At 33.8% G+C, this 15,669-nt stretch carries 17 protein-coding genes; 7 read left to right on the forward strand and 10 right to left on the reverse strand.

Features of this window, described 5'->3' with window-relative positions; translation table 11 throughout:
• The first annotated feature begins 11 nt into the window (after window positions 1-11).
• Complete coding sequence (gene cfbB, locus E7Z81_RS02265; protein ID WP_292743575.1) at window positions 12-1,367, forward strand: Ni-sirohydrochlorin a,c-diamide synthase; 1,356 nt, start codon at window positions 12-14, stop codon at window positions 1,365-1,367.
• A 1-nt stretch (window position 1,368) separates the two neighbouring features.
• The gene (locus tag E7Z81_RS02270) at window positions 1,369-2,430 is read left to right on the forward strand and encodes an oligosaccharide repeat unit polymerase family protein (protein WP_292743578.1); all 1,062 of its coding nucleotides are present in this window, start codon (window positions 1,369-1,371) and stop codon (window positions 2,428-2,430) included.
• Here the strand turns inward: E7Z81_RS02270 and E7Z81_RS02275 are convergent.
• Window positions 2,416-3,330, reverse strand: a complete 915-nt coding sequence (locus tag E7Z81_RS02275) for a restriction endonuclease (RefSeq protein WP_292743581.1) — start codon at window positions 3,328-3,330, stop codon at window positions 2,416-2,418. The two genes, E7Z81_RS02270 and E7Z81_RS02275, sit on opposite strands and share 15 nt — an antisense overlap.
• Window positions 3,331-3,455: 125 nt before the next feature.
• Between E7Z81_RS02275 and surE the strand changes: the two genes are divergently transcribed.
• On the forward strand, window positions 3,456-4,232 hold the full coding sequence (gene surE, locus E7Z81_RS02280; RefSeq protein ID WP_292743585.1) for a 5'/3'-nucleotidase SurE: 777 nt from the start codon (window positions 3,456-3,458) through the stop codon (window positions 4,230-4,232).
• Between the two features lie 5 nt (window positions 4,233-4,237).
• Here the strand turns inward: surE and E7Z81_RS02285 are convergent, their stop codons facing one another.
• On the reverse strand, window positions 4,238-4,381 hold the full coding sequence (locus E7Z81_RS02285) for a hypothetical protein (protein ID WP_165814077.1): 144 nt from the start codon (window positions 4,379-4,381) through the stop codon (window positions 4,238-4,240).
• 78 nt (window positions 4,382-4,459) lie between these two features.
• Here E7Z81_RS02285 and E7Z81_RS02290 point away from each other — a divergent pair, with 78 nt between their 5' ends.
• Window positions 4,460-4,669, forward strand: coding sequence for an LSM domain-containing protein (locus E7Z81_RS02290; RefSeq protein ID WP_292743587.1), 210 nt, complete (start codon window positions 4,460-4,462; stop codon window positions 4,667-4,669).
• Window positions 4,670-4,672: 3 nt separating this feature from the next.
• Here the strand turns inward: E7Z81_RS02290 and E7Z81_RS02295 are convergent, their stop codons facing one another.
• Entirely contained in the window at window positions 4,673-5,677 is a 1,005-nt protein-coding gene (locus E7Z81_RS02295) for a methanogenesis marker 12 protein (RefSeq protein ID WP_292743590.1), read from the reverse strand.
• Window positions 5,678-5,721: 44 nt separating this feature from the next.
• Window positions 5,722-6,714 (reverse strand): ketol-acid reductoisomerase, encoded by a 993-nt coding sequence (gene ilvC / locus E7Z81_RS02300; RefSeq protein ID WP_292743592.1) that lies wholly within the window; start codon window positions 6,712-6,714, stop codon window positions 5,722-5,724.
• A gap of 182 nt (window positions 6,715-6,896) precedes the next feature.
• On the opposite strand from ilvC, the gene E7Z81_RS02305 reads away from it, so the two are divergent.
• Window positions 6,897-9,023, forward strand: coding sequence for a carboxypeptidase-like regulatory domain-containing protein (locus tag E7Z81_RS02305; RefSeq protein WP_292743595.1), 2,127 nt, complete (start codon window positions 6,897-6,899; stop codon window positions 9,021-9,023).
• Window positions 9,024-9,028: 5 nt separating this feature from the next.
• Here the strand turns inward: E7Z81_RS02305 and E7Z81_RS02310 are convergent, their stop codons facing one another.
• From E7Z81_RS02310 to E7Z81_RS02320, 3 genes are read right to left on the reverse strand one after another with little or no spacing between them, the layout of a single operon-like run.
• Window positions 9,029-9,556 carry a carbonic anhydrase gene (locus E7Z81_RS02310; RefSeq protein ID WP_292743598.1) on the reverse strand — a complete coding sequence of 176 codons (528 nt, stop codon included), beginning with the start codon at window positions 9,554-9,556 and terminating at the stop codon, window positions 9,029-9,031.
• Window positions 9,557-9,558: 2 nt separating this feature from the next.
• On the reverse strand, window positions 9,559-10,044 hold the full coding sequence (gene ilvN / locus E7Z81_RS02315) for an acetolactate synthase small subunit (RefSeq protein ID WP_292743643.1): 486 nt from the start codon (window positions 10,042-10,044) through the stop codon (window positions 9,559-9,561).
• Window positions 10,045-11,739 carry an acetolactate synthase large subunit gene (locus tag E7Z81_RS02320; RefSeq protein ID WP_292743646.1) on the reverse strand — a complete coding sequence of 565 codons (1,695 nt, stop codon included), beginning with the start codon at window positions 11,737-11,739 and terminating at the stop codon, window positions 10,045-10,047.
• A gap of 126 nt (window positions 11,740-11,865) precedes the next feature.
• Here E7Z81_RS02320 and E7Z81_RS02325 point away from each other — a divergent pair, with 126 nt between their 5' ends.
• On the forward strand, window positions 11,866-12,180 hold the full coding sequence (locus tag E7Z81_RS02325) for a DUF2085 domain-containing protein (RefSeq protein WP_367262998.1): 315 nt from the start codon (window positions 11,866-11,868) through the stop codon (window positions 12,178-12,180).
• Window positions 12,158-12,424, forward strand: coding sequence for a zinc ribbon domain-containing protein (locus tag E7Z81_RS02330; protein ID WP_292743651.1), 267 nt, complete (start codon window positions 12,158-12,160; stop codon window positions 12,422-12,424). The genes E7Z81_RS02325 and E7Z81_RS02330 overlap by 23 nt, the downstream gene beginning before the upstream one ends.
• A 7-nt stretch (window positions 12,425-12,431) precedes the next feature.
• Here the strand turns inward: E7Z81_RS02330 and argF are convergent, their stop codons facing one another.
• From argF to purD, 3 genes are all read right to left on the reverse strand, one after another.
• The gene (argF, locus tag E7Z81_RS02335) at window positions 12,432-13,340 is read right to left on the reverse strand and encodes an ornithine carbamoyltransferase (RefSeq protein ID WP_292743654.1); all 909 of its coding nucleotides are present in this window, start codon (window positions 13,338-13,340) and stop codon (window positions 12,432-12,434) included.
• 124 nt (window positions 13,341-13,464) lie between these two features.
• Window positions 13,465-14,310 (reverse strand): TMEM175 family protein, encoded by an 846-nt coding sequence (locus tag E7Z81_RS02340; protein WP_292743657.1) that lies wholly within the window; start codon window positions 14,308-14,310, stop codon window positions 13,465-13,467.
• Between the two features lie 24 nt (window positions 14,311-14,334).
• Window positions 14,335-15,645: a phosphoribosylamine--glycine ligase gene (purD, locus tag E7Z81_RS02345; protein WP_292743660.1), complete on the reverse strand. Its 1,311-nt coding sequence runs from the start codon at window positions 15,643-15,645 to the stop codon at window positions 14,335-14,337.
• Window positions 15,646-15,669: the final 24 nt, after the last annotated feature.

Below are 15,669 nucleotides of genomic sequence, written 5' to 3' on the forward strand. Positions count from 1 at the left end.
AATGTATTATTATGAGAATAATATTAGCAGGAACCGGTAGTGCAGTTGGAAAAACAACAATAGCTACAGGAATAATGAAAGCGTTAAGCGAAAAATATAATGTGCAGCCGTTCAAAGTTGGACCTGATTACATTGACCCGTCTTACCACACATTAGCTACTGGAAACACCTCCAGAAACCTGGATTCATTTTTTATGAAAGAAGGACAGGTTAGAGATTCCTACCTTAAGGCAATGTGCGATAAAGATATTGCAGTTATCGAAGGTGTTCGAGGATTATACGAAGGAATTGATTCCGTTAATGATATTGGAAGTACCGCTTCAATTGCCAAATCACTTAAGGCTCCAGTTATTCTGATAATTAATTCAAGAAGTCTCGTTAAAAGTGCTGCCGCATTGGTTTTGGGTTTCAAGGCATTGGATCCAGAAATTAATATTGCCGGTGTTATTCTCAACAAGGTTAAAAATAAAGCTCATTTTGAAAAAACCAAACGTTCCATTGAAGAGATAACAAACACCGAAGTGATTGGTGGAATAACAAGAGACGATAAAATATCTATTGAACAAAGACATTTAGGTCTTGTTCCTGCTGTAGAAAGAGAAAATTCTCTTAAATATATTGACATTTGGTCAGAGGTCATCAAAAACTCAATTGATTTGGACAGATTGGTTGAAATTGCAAAAACAGCACCCAAATTAACATCAGACATCATTCCTATCTGGAACAAAATCAATAAGCAGCCTGTCAAAATCGGTGTTGCATTTGATGAAGTTTTTAATTTTTATTATAAGGAAAATATAGAATCACTTGAAGCGAACAATGCAAAGGTTGTCTATTTTTCACCGTTGAAAGATGAAGGGTTGCCTGATGTTGACGGACTATACATTGGTGGAGGATATCCTGAGCTGTTTTCAAAACAGCTCAGTGAAAATGAAAACATGCTTAAGCAAATCAAGCAGTTCCACCTGGAAAACAGACCTATTTTTGCCGAATGCGGCGGTTTAATGTATCTTATGAATTCCATCCATGATGACAGAATGGTGAATGTATACCCTTACAAGTCAGTTTTAACAGACCGTGTACAGGCGTTGAAGTACACAATAGCTGAAGTTACACAGGACAACATCATCTCCAAGAAGGGTGAAAAGTTTAACGGACATGAATTCCACTATTCAAAAGTTCTTGTCGATGACAATAATATCAAGCATAACCTTGCCTTTAGTATTTTAAGAGGAAAAGGGTCATACAATCTGCAAGACGGATTTATGGAAAGAAATACACTTGCAAGTTATGTCCACACACACGTTGCGGCAATGCCTAACTTTGGTGGAAATCTCGCCATTTCCTCATTGGAACTAGGTGGTTAGAATGAATTTCAAAAAAATCGATTTTTTCCAGCCCATGATTTTAGTGGTTGCAATTCTGGCCTTTCTATCAATGGGATATATCGGATCATTCAATTACAGGTTTGAAGATCCTTTGGATTTGGAAGTGATTTTAACTGTTGTTTTTGCATGCCTGATATTTGCAGTTGGCGCATTAATTGTAAAATATAAAATTAAGATAGATGACAGCAAACAAATCGATTTTTTATCTGAAAAGTTACTGATAATTCTTGTTGTTATAGCACTGATACTGCAGGCTTTGAATATTGTTTTAATAGGGGGAATTCCTCTTTTCGATAGCGTATTGAAATCAAATGCAACAACAAACATCTGGAGAGTTGCATATCCATTATTTTTAATCATGATGAACGTGCTGCTTGCAAAGTATTATGACAGGAAATATCTGCTTCTGGTTGTTTTAGGAGCATTGATTTTTGGTCTTAACGGCTATAGAACTTCAGTATTGGGAATTTTAGGAAGTACTTTCATAACCCTTTATTATCTTGATAAAATATCCAGAAAAGTAGGAATAATATTCATAGCCGTCATTGTACTGGGAATAATGGCCATAGGATATATCGCCTCACAGTCAATAGCAAACCAGCACTGGACATTGAATCCTCTTGAATTGGTGTTCTACAGGGCAGCATTTACACTGGAAGTCTTTGAAAGAATATTAATACTTGGCGGAACCACCCACGGACACATATTAAGTATGATTTTTTCATCAGGCAGTCCGAGAACCTTTATTGGCCAGTATGTACTCACAGACAATGTTTGCTTAACATCAACATTATTCGGACCAGTATATCTTGACTTCGGTTTAATAGGCCTTACAATACAGATGGCTTTTATGGGAGTATTTTTAGGATTAGTCCATAAATTAAAAAAAGGAATTGGTGTTGGTATCTATTCTATAATCTTAACACACACATTGATTTGGATAGAAACCGGACCAACAGACATTATGATATGGTTTTTATACCTAATAGGATTCATTCTATTAATAATTAATTTTAATCATATAAAATTAAACAAAGATTAAGATAATTAAAATAATTAATGAAACAAAGAATACGAATGTTCCTTTTACAACGAACTCGCTGTTTCTTTCTGTATATAATGATAAACCATATGATAAAAGCAATGCAACAACCATTTCTATTAATCCTGCAATACCTGCATCTACACCTAAAATGTTACCGAATAGGTATGCAAGAGCATAGGAAATAATTACAACCAGAATAATTAAAACAATCGGATTTTTGATTAATCTAAATAATAATGGTTCATAATTTGAATTTCGCCTGCTGTCATAATTGTACAGGTTAGTTGGCTGATAGGATGAAATACCGCCCTGAGTGAACCTGTTCTTATTTATCAAAGAGGTCAAACCACTTGCTCTTGAATGCCTTGGCTCATCAATCTGACGATACAATGAACTTTTATAAACATTCGGATGTGCTTCTCTTCTCTGCATAAAATATTCCATATCAGATGCATCGTATTCATATTCAGGATATTCCTCATCGAGGTACGCAGAAGCCCCACCGTCATAAGGAGTATTGTCCAAAGTAGTCTGAGAAGTTCTGTCTTGATAACGCTTAGCCAGTTCAAGTAAGTTGTCTCTGTCAACTAATTTAATATTTTTCCTAAGTGCGTAATTTCTTGCCTGATTGGAGAAATATGAAGAGGATACAATGGTAACTTTTGAAGCTTTTAAGCTTTCTTGCACATCTTCCATTTCTTTTAAAACATCCACTCCAATTTCAAAGTCCTTGTCATAATTTTTACATGCAACAACGACACCAAAATCACCAATTGTTGTAGGAAGTATCGCATATATGTCTATGACTTTCTGAGAGGTTTTAAAATTCTTATAAACCTTGAAACCAGAGTCCTCCATAACTTTTGCTATAAAATTAATCAATTGTGGTTTTTCCAAGTTTCCACCCGTGTGTGTTTTTTCAAAATTAATAATATATTTTATAATTAAAATTATTATTAAAGTTTTTTATAATCACCAAAAAACCTAAAATTATTTAAAAAATAAACTGCCTTAATAAATATATGAAAGCATTAGTAAGTAATGACGATGGAATAACCGCATCAGGAATATTTGCTGCCAAAAAGGCTGTCGATGACTTATGTGACACTTATGTAGTAGCTCCTGAAAGACAACAAAGCGGAATTGGCCATGCATTAACCTTATATGAACCATTAAGAATAAATGACTACACTTTGAAAGACGGAAGTAAAGGTTATGGAGTAAGCGGAACCCCGACCGATGCGGTCACCATAGGCCTTTTTAAGATTCTTAATGAAAAGCCTGACCTGATGATTTCCGGAATAAATACCGGATACAACATAGGCAAAGCCGAACTTACAACATCAGGAACATTAGGTGCAGCTTTGGAAGCAGCCAGTTTCGGAATTCCAACAATAGCCATCTCCCAGGAAGTGACAAGAGACGACATTAAATTTGAAAATGGTGAAAACGAGATTGATTTCAGTTTTGCCGGAAAAATGCTTAAAAAATTAGCTAAAATAATATTAAAAAAAGGGTTGCCTGAAGGAATTGATTTATTGAATGTTAATATTCCGGAAAACCCTGTAAATGAAGAATTTGAAGTCGTTAAACTTGGAAAAAGAATGTATGTGCCAGAGATTGATATTCGTTTGGATCCACGCGAAAAACCTTATTACTGGATTGGCGGAGATCCATATGATAGTGATGAACCCGGCACTGATGGTTATGAATTACGTAAAGCTCATAAAACTACAATAACACCTTTAACAATAGATATGACAGGTGATATGAGTTTATTAAAAGAATGGTTAGATTAAAATACTTATAAGTTTAAATCTTTAAGAATTTTTTCTCTTTCTTCCCTAAGCTCATTTAAAATCTTTTCATCTGTACATCCGTCTTTTTTTAATTGAGCTATTGTACGAGTAATAGCTTCTAAATTACTTTCTAATTGATTTATTGCCATAGTATATATTATTAAACTTAAACTATATAAAGTTGGAACATCAAAATAATAAAATAGAATATTCAAGGATTTGAAAAAATGAGTCGAGAACAAGATAATGTAAACAAACTTTTTGCACAATTTAAAAATAAGTACGTTAGTGTTGATTTAAGAGATAACAATCAAAGTGAAGGAAAAATAGTAGCTATTGATAATTACTTAAATATTGTCCTTGAAAATGAAAACGGCCTTGAAACTATCAAAGGCGGAAACGTAGTATTTGTCAGTTTAAAAGAAGACAAAAAATAGGAATTAAATATCAACTTCAATTCCTAAAATCTCTTTTTTACCGTTATAAACATCCATTGCTATTTGAGCTGCACCGATAGCTCCAGATTCTTTTGAAATGACTTTCAAGTCATATTTATTTTTGAAATATTTGTTTATTTCATCTTCAAAATTGAATGGCTCTGTTGCACTTCCTATAGAACCTGTTAAAACTATCCCTTCAATTTCATTTTCACATACAACTTCAAGACCTGCTATTTCCATAGCTACTGTCATTATCAGTGTATCGATAGCTAGTTTCGCTTTCTCGTCACCTTTTCTGTAATTTTCCAAAAGCTGATCTTTCATATTGGCGACCTTGCCATCAATGCCTGCTATCTTGATAGCCCCTGCATGTGAAAAACAGTCATTGGCTGATGCGTTGTTCTCGTCAATGTTTCTAATCATTGCCAAATCTATTGGTCCGTGAACAATACCCATTGCACCAACGCAAGCGTCCATAGCTCCTTTTATCTTTCCATCTTCAATCAGTATGTCTACACTATTGGAAGAGATATCCGCTACAATAAAATTGGACCATCCGGTCTCCTTTACTGCATTGTATGAAATACTAACCTTTTCGGGACTTGCCTGGTGAGAATAAGCCGCTCTAAACAATTCATTTAAAGAAGTGGAATCCTTATGAAGACCAGGAATCATGATTGAATCAATATCCAGCTGTTCCAACTCAGAAAAAACAGATGTTCCTCCGCCAGTAACCTTACCGGCACCATTGATTGATAAAATTCCCCTGTCCTCCACTTTTTCAGTTGGAAGAATCTTATTAATACCGTCACCCATTGCGTAGGTAATGGCCATCAGTTTTACGTCTTCAAAATCAACACGTTTCGCAAGTTCCTCAGTTGCTGAAACTAGACCTTTCTTACTTTCCTCTCTTCCTATTTTAAAAACATCAATAACATTGCCTTCATCAGACATCAAACAAAAAGAGATTCCAGTAGTTCCATGGTCCATCCCGATAAATACCATGATTATCACAAAAAAATTAAAATAAAAAAAGAAAATAAAAAGACTTAATCGTCTTTTTGTAATCCACAAGCTTTTCTTAATCTTTCACCGACAATTTCAATGTCCATTTGACTTTGTTCTGCTCTCATTTCTTTTAAGTTAGCACCGTCGGTAATGTTTTCATCAGCCCATTCTTTTTTGAAGGTACCATCTTGGATTTGTTTTAATGTTTCTTTCATACCTTCTTTTGCTTCATCAGTAATGATTTTTTTACCTCTGGTTAAACCACCATATTCAGCAGTGTTACTTACATCATGCCACATTCCAGCGAAACCTTTTTCGTAGATTAAGTCAACGATAAGTTTTACTTCGTGACAGGTTTCAAAGTAAGCGATTTCAGGCTGATAACCTGCTTCAACTAAAGTGGTGAATCCTGCATTGATTAATTCAGTAATACCACCACATAAAACAGTTTGTTCACCAAATAAGTCAGTTTCGGTTTCTTCTTTGAAAGTGGTTTCTAAAACACCAGCTTTGGTTAATCCACAAGCTTTTGCCATACCTAATGCAAGTTGTAAAGCGTCACCGGTAGCGTCTTGCTGTACAGCTACTAAACCAGGGATACCGAATCCTTCTTCGTAGGTTCTTCTTACCATGGATCCTGGTCCTTTTGGTGCAAACATTACAATGTTTACGTCTTCACCCGGTTTGATTAATTCAAAGTGGATGTTGTAACCGTGAGAGAATGAAATTGTGTTTCCAGCTTCAACATATGGTGCAATTTGTTCGTTGTATACTTTTTCCTGGATTTCATCAGGTAGCAAGATGTGAATGATGTCAGCTTCTTTTGCTGCATCTTCAATGGTTTTTACAGTCATTCCATCTTCTTGGACTAAGTTCCAAGAACTACCATTTTCTCTTACACCAACAATAACATTAGCTCCACTGTCAGCCATGTTTCTGGATTGTGCTCTTCCTTGGGAACCATATCCGATAACAGCTATGGTTTTACCTTCAAGAGCGTCTGTATTTACATCTGCATCATAATACATTTTCATTTTAAATCATCTCGTAAAATAATTTAATAATATTAAGATATATAAAATATCATTTAATAAATATGAATTTTTATATTTATAAAAGTAACTTAAAAAAGACTTTAAATACTATTATTGTAATATATAGTATACAATAAAAAGGTGATATTATTAAGAAATTATATAATCTATTGTTATTTTCATTGATTTTATTTTTAGCTATCGGAATAGTGTCTGCATCAGAAAATACCACCGATACTGGAGATATTGGAAATCTAATTGATGAATGTGAAGACCAAGGTACAATAAAACTTGATGAAAAAACATATGAATTAAATCCTGACAATGAGACACATTTATATTTAAATAAAACCATTTCAATTGAAGGAACACATGGAAAAACAGTCATTTACGGGAAAAATTCCACTTTATATTTAGATGTTGAAAAAGAGCCAGAGCCTGACTATAATGGAACAATCATAATTGCAAAAGACATTTATGATGTTAAAAATACTGGAAAACACATTATTTTTAAAAATATCACTTTCAAGGATTTAAACTTAATAAGTCATCACAATATGAGCTTTTTAGATTGTAAATTCATAAATACAAATTTCACAAGCAAAGAATTAAACAATAGCTTTGATAATTGTGTGTTTGATAAATCAAAGATTGAATTGAACCAATATGACATGTTCAGATATACATACTATTCAAAAATAATCAACTGTACCTTTTACAACTCAACAGTTACTTCAAAGACCAATATATTTCTCCAAATTGTTGGAAGTTCCAGAATATTTATGCATAATAGTATAGATTTAATAAATTCAAGTCTTTTCAGCTCAGACATTACGCTATCCCACTATAACATTAACATGACAAACTTGAAATTCCACGATTCAAATTTAAAAGGATGGTCCGACATCATAAACATTACAAACACATCATTTGCTAACCCTGTAATTGACTATGACTACACAGATATCAATTTTGAAAAAACTATTATTAATAATGCTGAATTCATATTGCAGGCAGGATATTATGCAAAAGGATGTAAAATAGTTTTAAAAGATAGTAAAATCACCAACTCTACTTTTGGATTTGACACAAATATTGGATCTAGACCGTCAAATTTAATAATTCAAAATTCCTCTGTTGAGGAGTGTGAAATTAAAACAGTAGATACCAACATTAAATCACATGACTCAAATTTCAATAAATCAACCATAGAGTTATACTTATCAAATTTAAACTTATACAATTCAATATTTTACAATGACGGAAACATGAACGATACCATAAAAACAATTATCGAAGATTCATTCCCTACAAGAGACGAAAATGGAACATTCATTGAAAAAATCTTTATTATCCCAGTTAATACTAGTTATACTTCAGAAAACTCATATTTCATCAACAATAGTGGAAAATACGAAATCAATGATTCTGACATCAATGTTGATACATCATATAGAATAACATTTGATAAAAATATTCCACACCACATTAATGAAAACATTACCTTTAATGTGAAAGACTATAAGGGAAATCCGGTTTCAAATTTCAGATTAACAATTAAAAACTCAAATAATTATTATACAGTTTTAATCTTTACAGATGAAAAGGGTAATGCGAATTATACTCTTGAAGACATAGGTGAATTAACACTTGAAATATCTTATGAATCTTTTAACTTACATTGGATATCCAATATAAATCAAATGCAAGTTAATTTAACCGTAAATCCAAAAATATCTGATATAAAGTTAATTAAAGACTTTAAATTCAATAAATATTCAAATATCAATAGTTTTTTAGAATTAAAAACAGTAAGCAACTATACTGGTGATTTATCAGGTATTCCAGTTATTTTTAAAGTATTTACAGGCAATAAATACAAAGCATATCGTGAAACAACAGATTCTAATGGAGATGTAGTTTTTGAAATTCCTACAAAACTTGATGCGGGAACTCATAAAATCCAAGTTATCATTGGAAAAGAGATAATGAAAACAACTTCCATTAAAATTGACAAAGCAAGAACAATCGTAAAAGCTCCAAAAGTAACCAATAAATACAAAAAATCAAGATATTTCAAAGTAACAATCAAAAATAAAGAAACCAAAAAAATGCTTTCTAACGTTAAAGTTAAAATAAAAGTGTTTACTGGTAAAAAATTCAAAACATATACAGCTAAAACAAATAAAAAAGGAATAGCAACAATAAATACTAAAAACTTAAAAATAGGAACACATAAAGTTGTTATTTCTTCTGCAAACAACAACTATAAAATATCTGCAAAAAGTGCAATAAAAATTAAAAAATAGATGGTTTAATAGCCATCTACTAAAACTTTTAACTCACCGGTTACAATGTCTATGATAAGACCATGTACTGGTACATCTGGAATCAATGGGTGGTTTTTGATTTTTTCCACAACGTCTTTTACGTTTTCTTCTTCTGATTCAAATCCACCAATCCATTCTTCAAGGTCATATTTTGCAATATCTTCTTCTTTGATGCCTCTTGCAAGCATTTTTTCTTTTAAAGCTTCAGCATCTGCACCAGCCATACCACATTCAGTGTGACCAACAACCATTACTTCTTCAGCACCAAGATTGTATAAAGCTGCGCCGATAGATCTGATTGCGTCTTCTCCAACAATAGAGTTTCCTGCATTTCTGACTATTTTTGCATCTCCTCTTTTAAGTCCTAAAGCTGGTTCGAAGAAATCGATTAATCTGCAGTCCATACAGGTTAAAATAGCTAATTTTTTAGCTGCATGGTGAGACATTTCTTCGCCTTCAAAGTTTTCTACAAATTCCTTATTGTCGTTTAATACATCTTCTAATATAGTCATTTTTATACTCCCCTTGCCATTCCGGTTAGGCCAGTACGTGAAATTTTTTTGATTCCATAACCTTTTAATAAAGATATGAATGCATTTACTTTCTTTTTATCTCCAGTTATCTCAATAATTAATGTTTCTTCTGTAACATCCAAAATATTGGCCCTGAAGATATTGGAATACTGCATTATTTCAGCTCTTGCTTTTGCATTAGGAATCTTTACCTTTACAAGGCACAATTCCCTTTTAACAGCATTTTCAGTAATATCTTTAATCTTGACAACATCAACTAACTTATTAAGTTGTTTTGTGACTTGTTCCAAACCTTTTTCATCAGCATGAACTGTTATGACCATTCTTGACAGGCCTTCAACTTCAGATACACCAACAGTTATGCCGTCAATGTTGATTCCTCTTCTATTCAACATTCCTGCGACTTTCTGTAAAACACCCGGTTTGTCTTCAACCAATGTAGAAATGACATGATATTTAAGTGTCATTTAAATCACATCCTTTTCAAGTTTGTATTCACCAATCATTTCGTTAATTCCAGCCCCTGGAGGCAGCATAGGCAGAGCCTCTTCCGAATCAATGACAATATCGAGCAATATTGCTTCATTATCTTTTATTGCTTTTGATAATGCCTCTTTAGTTTCACCAGGTTTGGTAATTCTTTCAGCGTTAATGTTAAAACTTTCAGCCAATTTGACAAAGTCCGGACTGTCTTTAAATACAGTTTGTGAATGTCTGTTATTGTATAATAAACTTTGCCATTGATATACCATTCCTAAAGTTCTGTTTTCTAAAACTATTGCAATTACAGGTATATCATAATCATAAACGGTAGCCAGTTCCTGACAAACCATTAAAAATCCACCATCACCGTTTATAGAAACAACAGGATCATCAGGACATGCCACTTTAGCACCGATAGCTGACGGGAATCCGAATCCCATAGTTCCAAGTCCTCCTGATGATATGAATTTACGCGGTTTTTGAGTATCATAGAAATGTGCCGCCCACATCTGATTCTGACCGACATCAGTTGTTAAAATTGAATCAGGAGTTAAAACTTCTGAAATTTCTTTTATTACAGTTTGAGGTTTAAGAGGCACATCATCATATGTTACTCTTGGAAGTAAATCAATTTTACGTTGTTTGATCATGTCTGTCCACTTATTAACATCATCTGAAGTGCTATAACCTTTTAATGATTTATTTAATGAAGATAAAATATTTTTTGCGTCCCCTACAATAGGTAAATCCACATCTACATTTTTACCGATTTCCGCAGGGTCAATATCAATATGAATAACTTTAGTATCCGGAACAAAGCTGTCAAGTCTTCCGGTTGTTCTGTCTGAGAACCTGATACCGATAGCAATCAACAAATCAGATTCATTTACAGTATCATTAGAAACTTTTCTACCGTGCATACCAAGCATTCCCAATGCCAAATCACTGGTTTCATCAATAGCTCCCTTACCTAAAAGTGAAGTCATTACAGGAGCATTTATAGTTTCTGCAAATTCTTTTAGTTCACTGCATGCATTTGATATGATAACACCTGCACCTGCTAAAATTAAAGGTTTTTTAGCCTCTCTAATTAAATTACAGGCTTTTTTAACTTGTCTAAGATTACCTTTAATGGTCGGATTATAACCCGGTGTATCGATTATAGTATCATCAAAAGCAGTCAATTCTCCTTCCTGAACTTCTTTTGGGACATCAATTAAAACAGGACCCGGTCTTCCGGTTGCTGCTATTTCAAAACTGGATTTAACAATTGAAGGTATTAAATCTGGATCTTTAGGTTGAAAACTATGTTTTACAATAGGCATTGTAATTCCAATAATATCTGCTTCTTGGAATGCATCATTTCCTATTAAATGGGTAGGAACCTGTCCGGTAATTGCCACAATAGGAGAAGAATCCATATAAGCTGTTCCAATACCAGTTACAAGGTTGGTCGCACCCGGTCCGGAAGTTGCCAAACACACACCTACACGACCTGAAGCTCTCGCATAACCGTCAGCTGCATGAGCTGCGCACTGTTCGTGTCTAACCAATATATGCTCCATGTCTGCATCATACAACATGTCATAAAATGGTATGGTTTGTCCGCCAGGATAACCAAATATAGTTTTGACCCCCATATTTTTGAGGGATTCTATTATTGCTTCTCCGCCTCTCATTGTAAAAACCTTTTTATATATTATACAATTACATATGAATAAAAAAATATATATAATTATTGAAAATAATATTATTGTATTTAACTTGTGATGAATATGAATCTTACAAAGTATATTTGCCATAGAATGCCTGAGAGAAGTTTCTTCATTAAAGGTCATCAATTCCCAGTGTGTGCCCGATGCACAGGGTTTTACACAGGATTGGTTGTTTATTTAATATTTAATTCTTTCTTTAAACACAACTATGACATTTATACATTATTGATAGCCATTATCTTAATGATACCAGTAGCTATTGACGGAATCACACAATATTTTGGACCTAGGGAAAGCACAAATGCCTTAAGATTTGCAACAGGTTTCATTGGCGGTGTAGGTTTAATAATATTTTTAAAGATTATGATAAGGTGGGTTTTAAATGTATTGTTACAAATGTGGTGAAGACAATCCTGATGAAGCTAAATTCTGTAGAAATTGCGGCGCACCATTGAACCGGGACGAAGAAGTAAAAAAAGTGGAGGTCATTGATTCTCCAAATTACAATCAGAATCAACAACAGCAAAGGACTACCACTACAACAACAAGCACCTCATCAGGAAGCAGCGACAGCTCTGCATGGATAGGATGCTGCTGTCTAGGTTTAATTGTTGTATTTATCCTGTCAGCATTATTCAGCGGAATTTAAAAAAAAGTTAATCTTTTAGATAATAGTATAAAACAGCTTTTTGAGCATGCATTCTGTTTTCCGCTTCGTCATAGATTACGGACTGTGGCCCGTCAATAACATCAGCAGTTACTTCCTTACCTCTGATTGCAGGTAAACAATGCATGAATATAGCTCCATCATTAGCTAAAGCCATCAAATCACTATTTACTTGGAATGGGGCAAAATCAATTTCCCTTTTTTCTTTTTCATCTTCCTCACCCATACTTACCCAAACATCGGTGAATACTGCATCAACATTTTCCATTGCAACACCAATATCATCAGTGATAGTTATCTGAGTGTTGTTTTCTTCAGCATATTCAAAAGCAGTTTTTAAAATACTTTCAGCAGGCTCATAACCTTTAGGGCAAGCCAGTGACATGTCCATACCAAGCAGTGGAGCAATCAATAAAAGGGAATTGGATACATTATTTCCATCACCAACAAAACAGATTTTTTTGCCTTCCCAGTCACCTAAATGTTCTTTGATTGTCAGCATATCGGCAAGTGCCTGACAAGGGTGTTCCAAATCTGTTAATCCATTAATAACAGGGACGTCAGCATATTTAGCCAGTTCTTCAACATCTGAATGTTTTATTGCACGAATCATTATTCCATCAACGAAACGGCTTAAAACCTTTGCAGTATCTGAAATCGGTTCTCCTCTGCCCATCTGTAAATCATTGGAAGATAAAAATATTGCTCTTCCGCCTAACTGATACATTCCAACATCAAAAGAAACTCTGGTTCTTGTTGATGATTTTTGAAAGATCATCGCTAATGTTTTACCTTTGAGAGGTTTTTCCTCAATTTCTCCCGCTTTAATTTTACTAGCTAAATCAAGAATATGTTTAACATCGTCTTTGATGTCTGTTACTGACAATAAACTACCCATTATAATCCCCTTATAATATTAACAAAAATAAATATTTCTTATTTATATATATTAAATGTTTCCATGCATATCATTAAATGAATATGCACTACTAAAAGAATTGAAAATAATCAAAAAGTAAATTTTAGGAATTTCTGTACTGATATCTGATATCCAAAACTGTGGAAATTACCGGAATCAGCAGGAATAAATATATGCAATTGCTTGAAACATTGAAATCCAAAAGATTTATAATAACAACCAAACCCATTATGCTTCCAAGAGTAGTTAAAACATGCCTTTTTTCTTCTTTTGTGGGTTTTTCTTCTAAAAAGTCCCTTCTACTAGCATATATGTACATGAACAGGAATGAGATTATTGTCAGGAGGATATTGATTCCGAAAATAACTTCAGACAGGAAAAAGTGGGAATAATTTCCAATCAGTGAAGTTGTAAATGGAATGAATGAAAGTGAAATCAAAAAGAAAATATTAATCCACAGGTAAGGAATGTTTAGATTTTTAATCTTGATAAACTCATGATGATAAATCCAAAATGAACTAATTATGACAAAACTAACAATTGTAATGCCTATTGTGGGAGCTAAAGTTTCAAAGAATGATATGTAATTGGTGTAGGATGAAACTACTTCAGGAAGTGCAATACCGAATACTAAAAGTGTCATTACCATACCGAAAATACCATCGGTAAGACCCAATAACCTTCCTGGATCAATTCCAACATCCCTTTCAAATGCATCCCTAATACGGCCAAACATGCCTATATTGGAAGTATTTTCACCAGATGCCTCAATTAAATAAGGTGTTTTATCATTAGGAATCTTTTCAAAATTAACATTAGAGTATTTTTCCTGCAGAAACTCCTTTAATTCATCAAGAGTTTCCTCATCCCACTCATCTTTAATTGCATCAAGATGTTTTTTAATTTCTACAAGTTTTTTATACTTGTCTTCAACTTCCTTATCATTCATAAAATCAAAAAAAAGAAAAGAAATTTAGTTTAAAATTTCTTTCATATGTTCAACACGTTTGTTAACAAGTTCAGATGTACCGACATCTCTTCTGTGGTAAACATTACCTTTAACAAACTCACATGCCTTTTCAGCTATTTTTTCAGCTTCTTCAATGCTTTCACCGCTAGCTACAATACCTAATGCCCTTGAGCCAGACAGGTGAATTCCATCTTCTTCGGCAGAAACTGCTGCATAAAATACTTTAGCACCCATATCCTCAATAGCTTCCTCATCCACTTCAATCAATTCACCGGCATATTGGGTTTCAGGATATCCGTCAGGTACAATGTATTTGCATACGCTTGCTTTGTCTTCAAATTCGACTTTATCCAAATTGCCGTCAACAATAGCCTGACAAACTTCAACCAATGGAGTTTTTAAAAGTGGTAAAACGTTCATTGCTTCAGGATCTCCGAATCTTGCATTATATTCAATGAGTTTTGGTCCGTCAGCGGTCAGCATGAACTGCCCATATAAAATACCTTTGTAGGGTTCTGCTTCTTCGGCAATAGCTTTTAATGTAGCCTGCATAATTTCAACAGCTGCATCATAATCTTCTTGAGTTAAAAATGGTAATAAACCACCAACATCAGAGTATGAACCCATACCTCCTGTAATAGCACCGACATCTCCTTCAAATGCATGAGGATGGTCCTGTGCTGCAGGCATTGGTGCCAGGTGTTCTCCATCACAGAATGCCTGGATAGTGAATTCTTCACCTATTAATCTTTCTTCAATAATAACCTGAGCAAATCCGCCCATTTCATTATCGATTACTTCACAGGAATATTCTTTTGCTTCTTCATTGTCCTTAAGATGGTCACCTACGATTTTTACTCCTTTACCGCCTGTTAAACCTACCGGTTTTACTACAACATCACGGTCAAATTCATCTAAAAATGCGGATACATCTTCGGAATTATCAAATACTTTGTAAACCAATGATCCTTCGATTTTGTAGTCTTCGAAGAGTTTTCTCATAAATGATTTGTCAGTTTCAATACGTGCTGCACTTTGGGTTGGTCCAACACATTTGATTCCGTTTTTTTGAAGCTCATCCACGATTCCTTTTCCGAGAGGGGCTTCAGGGCCAATGAATGCGATATCAATATCATTTTCAACTGCATATTCGGCAACTTTTTCAACTTCCCCTTCATCACCTTGCTTGAATTCGGCAATTTTAGACATTCCAGGGTTAATTTTACTCATGTAACAGTATAATTCAACATCATCCTTTAAGGCATCAGCAATAGCATGTTCACGAGCACCAGTTCCAACAACTAAAACCTTCATAATAAATTCTCCTTTGATAAAATT

The organism is Methanobrevibacter sp. (genome assembly GCF_015062935.1).
GTDB lineage: Archaea > Methanobacteriota > Methanobacteria > Methanobacteriales > Methanobacteriaceae > Methanocatella.

What these genes read in the sequence shown, in the direction of transcription:
- surE (WP_292743585.1), top strand. Translation starts at nt 3,456, where the DNA reads ATGAAAGCATTAGTAAGTAATGACGATGGAATAACCGCATCAGGAATA.
- E7Z81_RS02320 (WP_292743646.1), bottom strand. Translation starts at nt 11,739, where the DNA reads ATGAGAGGCGGAGAAGCAATAATAGAATCCCTCAAAAATATGGGGGTC.
- E7Z81_RS02325 (WP_367262998.1), top strand. Translation starts at nt 11,866, where the DNA reads ATGCCTGAGAGAAGTTTCTTCATTAAAGGTCATCAATTCCCAGTGTGT.
- E7Z81_RS02295 (WP_292743590.1), bottom strand. Translation starts at nt 5,677, where the DNA reads ATGGTATTTATCGGGATGGACCATGGAACTACTGGAATCTCTTTTTGT.
- E7Z81_RS02330 (WP_292743651.1), top strand. Translation starts at nt 12,158, where the DNA reads ATGTATTGTTACAAATGTGGTGAAGACAATCCTGATGAAGCTAAATTC.
- cfbB (WP_292743575.1), top strand. Translation starts at nt 12, where the DNA reads ATGAGAATAATATTAGCAGGAACCGGTAGTGCAGTTGGAAAAACAACA.
- E7Z81_RS02290 (WP_292743587.1), top strand. Translation starts at nt 4,460, where the DNA reads ATGAGTCGAGAACAAGATAATGTAAACAAACTTTTTGCACAATTTAAA.
- E7Z81_RS02285 (WP_165814077.1), bottom strand. Translation starts at nt 4,381, where the DNA reads ATGGCAATAAATCAATTAGAAAGTAATTTAGAAGCTATTACTCGTACA.
- ilvN (WP_292743643.1), bottom strand. Translation starts at nt 10,044, where the DNA reads ATGACACTTAAATATCATGTCATTTCTACATTGGTTGAAGACAAACCG.
- argF (WP_292743654.1), bottom strand. Translation starts at nt 13,340, where the DNA reads ATGGGTAGTTTATTGTCAGTAACAGACATCAAAGACGATGTTAAACAT.
- E7Z81_RS02270 (WP_292743578.1), top strand. Translation starts at nt 1,369, where the DNA reads ATGAATTTCAAAAAAATCGATTTTTTCCAGCCCATGATTTTAGTGGTT.
- E7Z81_RS02340 (WP_292743657.1), bottom strand. Translation starts at nt 14,310, where the DNA reads ATGAATGATAAGGAAGTTGAAGACAAGTATAAAAAACTTGTAGAAATT.
- purD (WP_292743660.1), bottom strand. Translation starts at nt 15,645, where the DNA reads ATGAAGGTTTTAGTTGTTGGAACTGGTGCTCGTGAACATGCTATTGCT.
- E7Z81_RS02310 (WP_292743598.1), bottom strand. Translation starts at nt 9,556, where the DNA reads ATGACTATATTAGAAGATGTATTAAACGACAATAAGGAATTTGTAGAA.
- ilvC (WP_292743592.1), bottom strand. Translation starts at nt 6,714, where the DNA reads ATGAAAATGTATTATGATGCAGATGTAAATACAGACGCTCTTGAAGGT.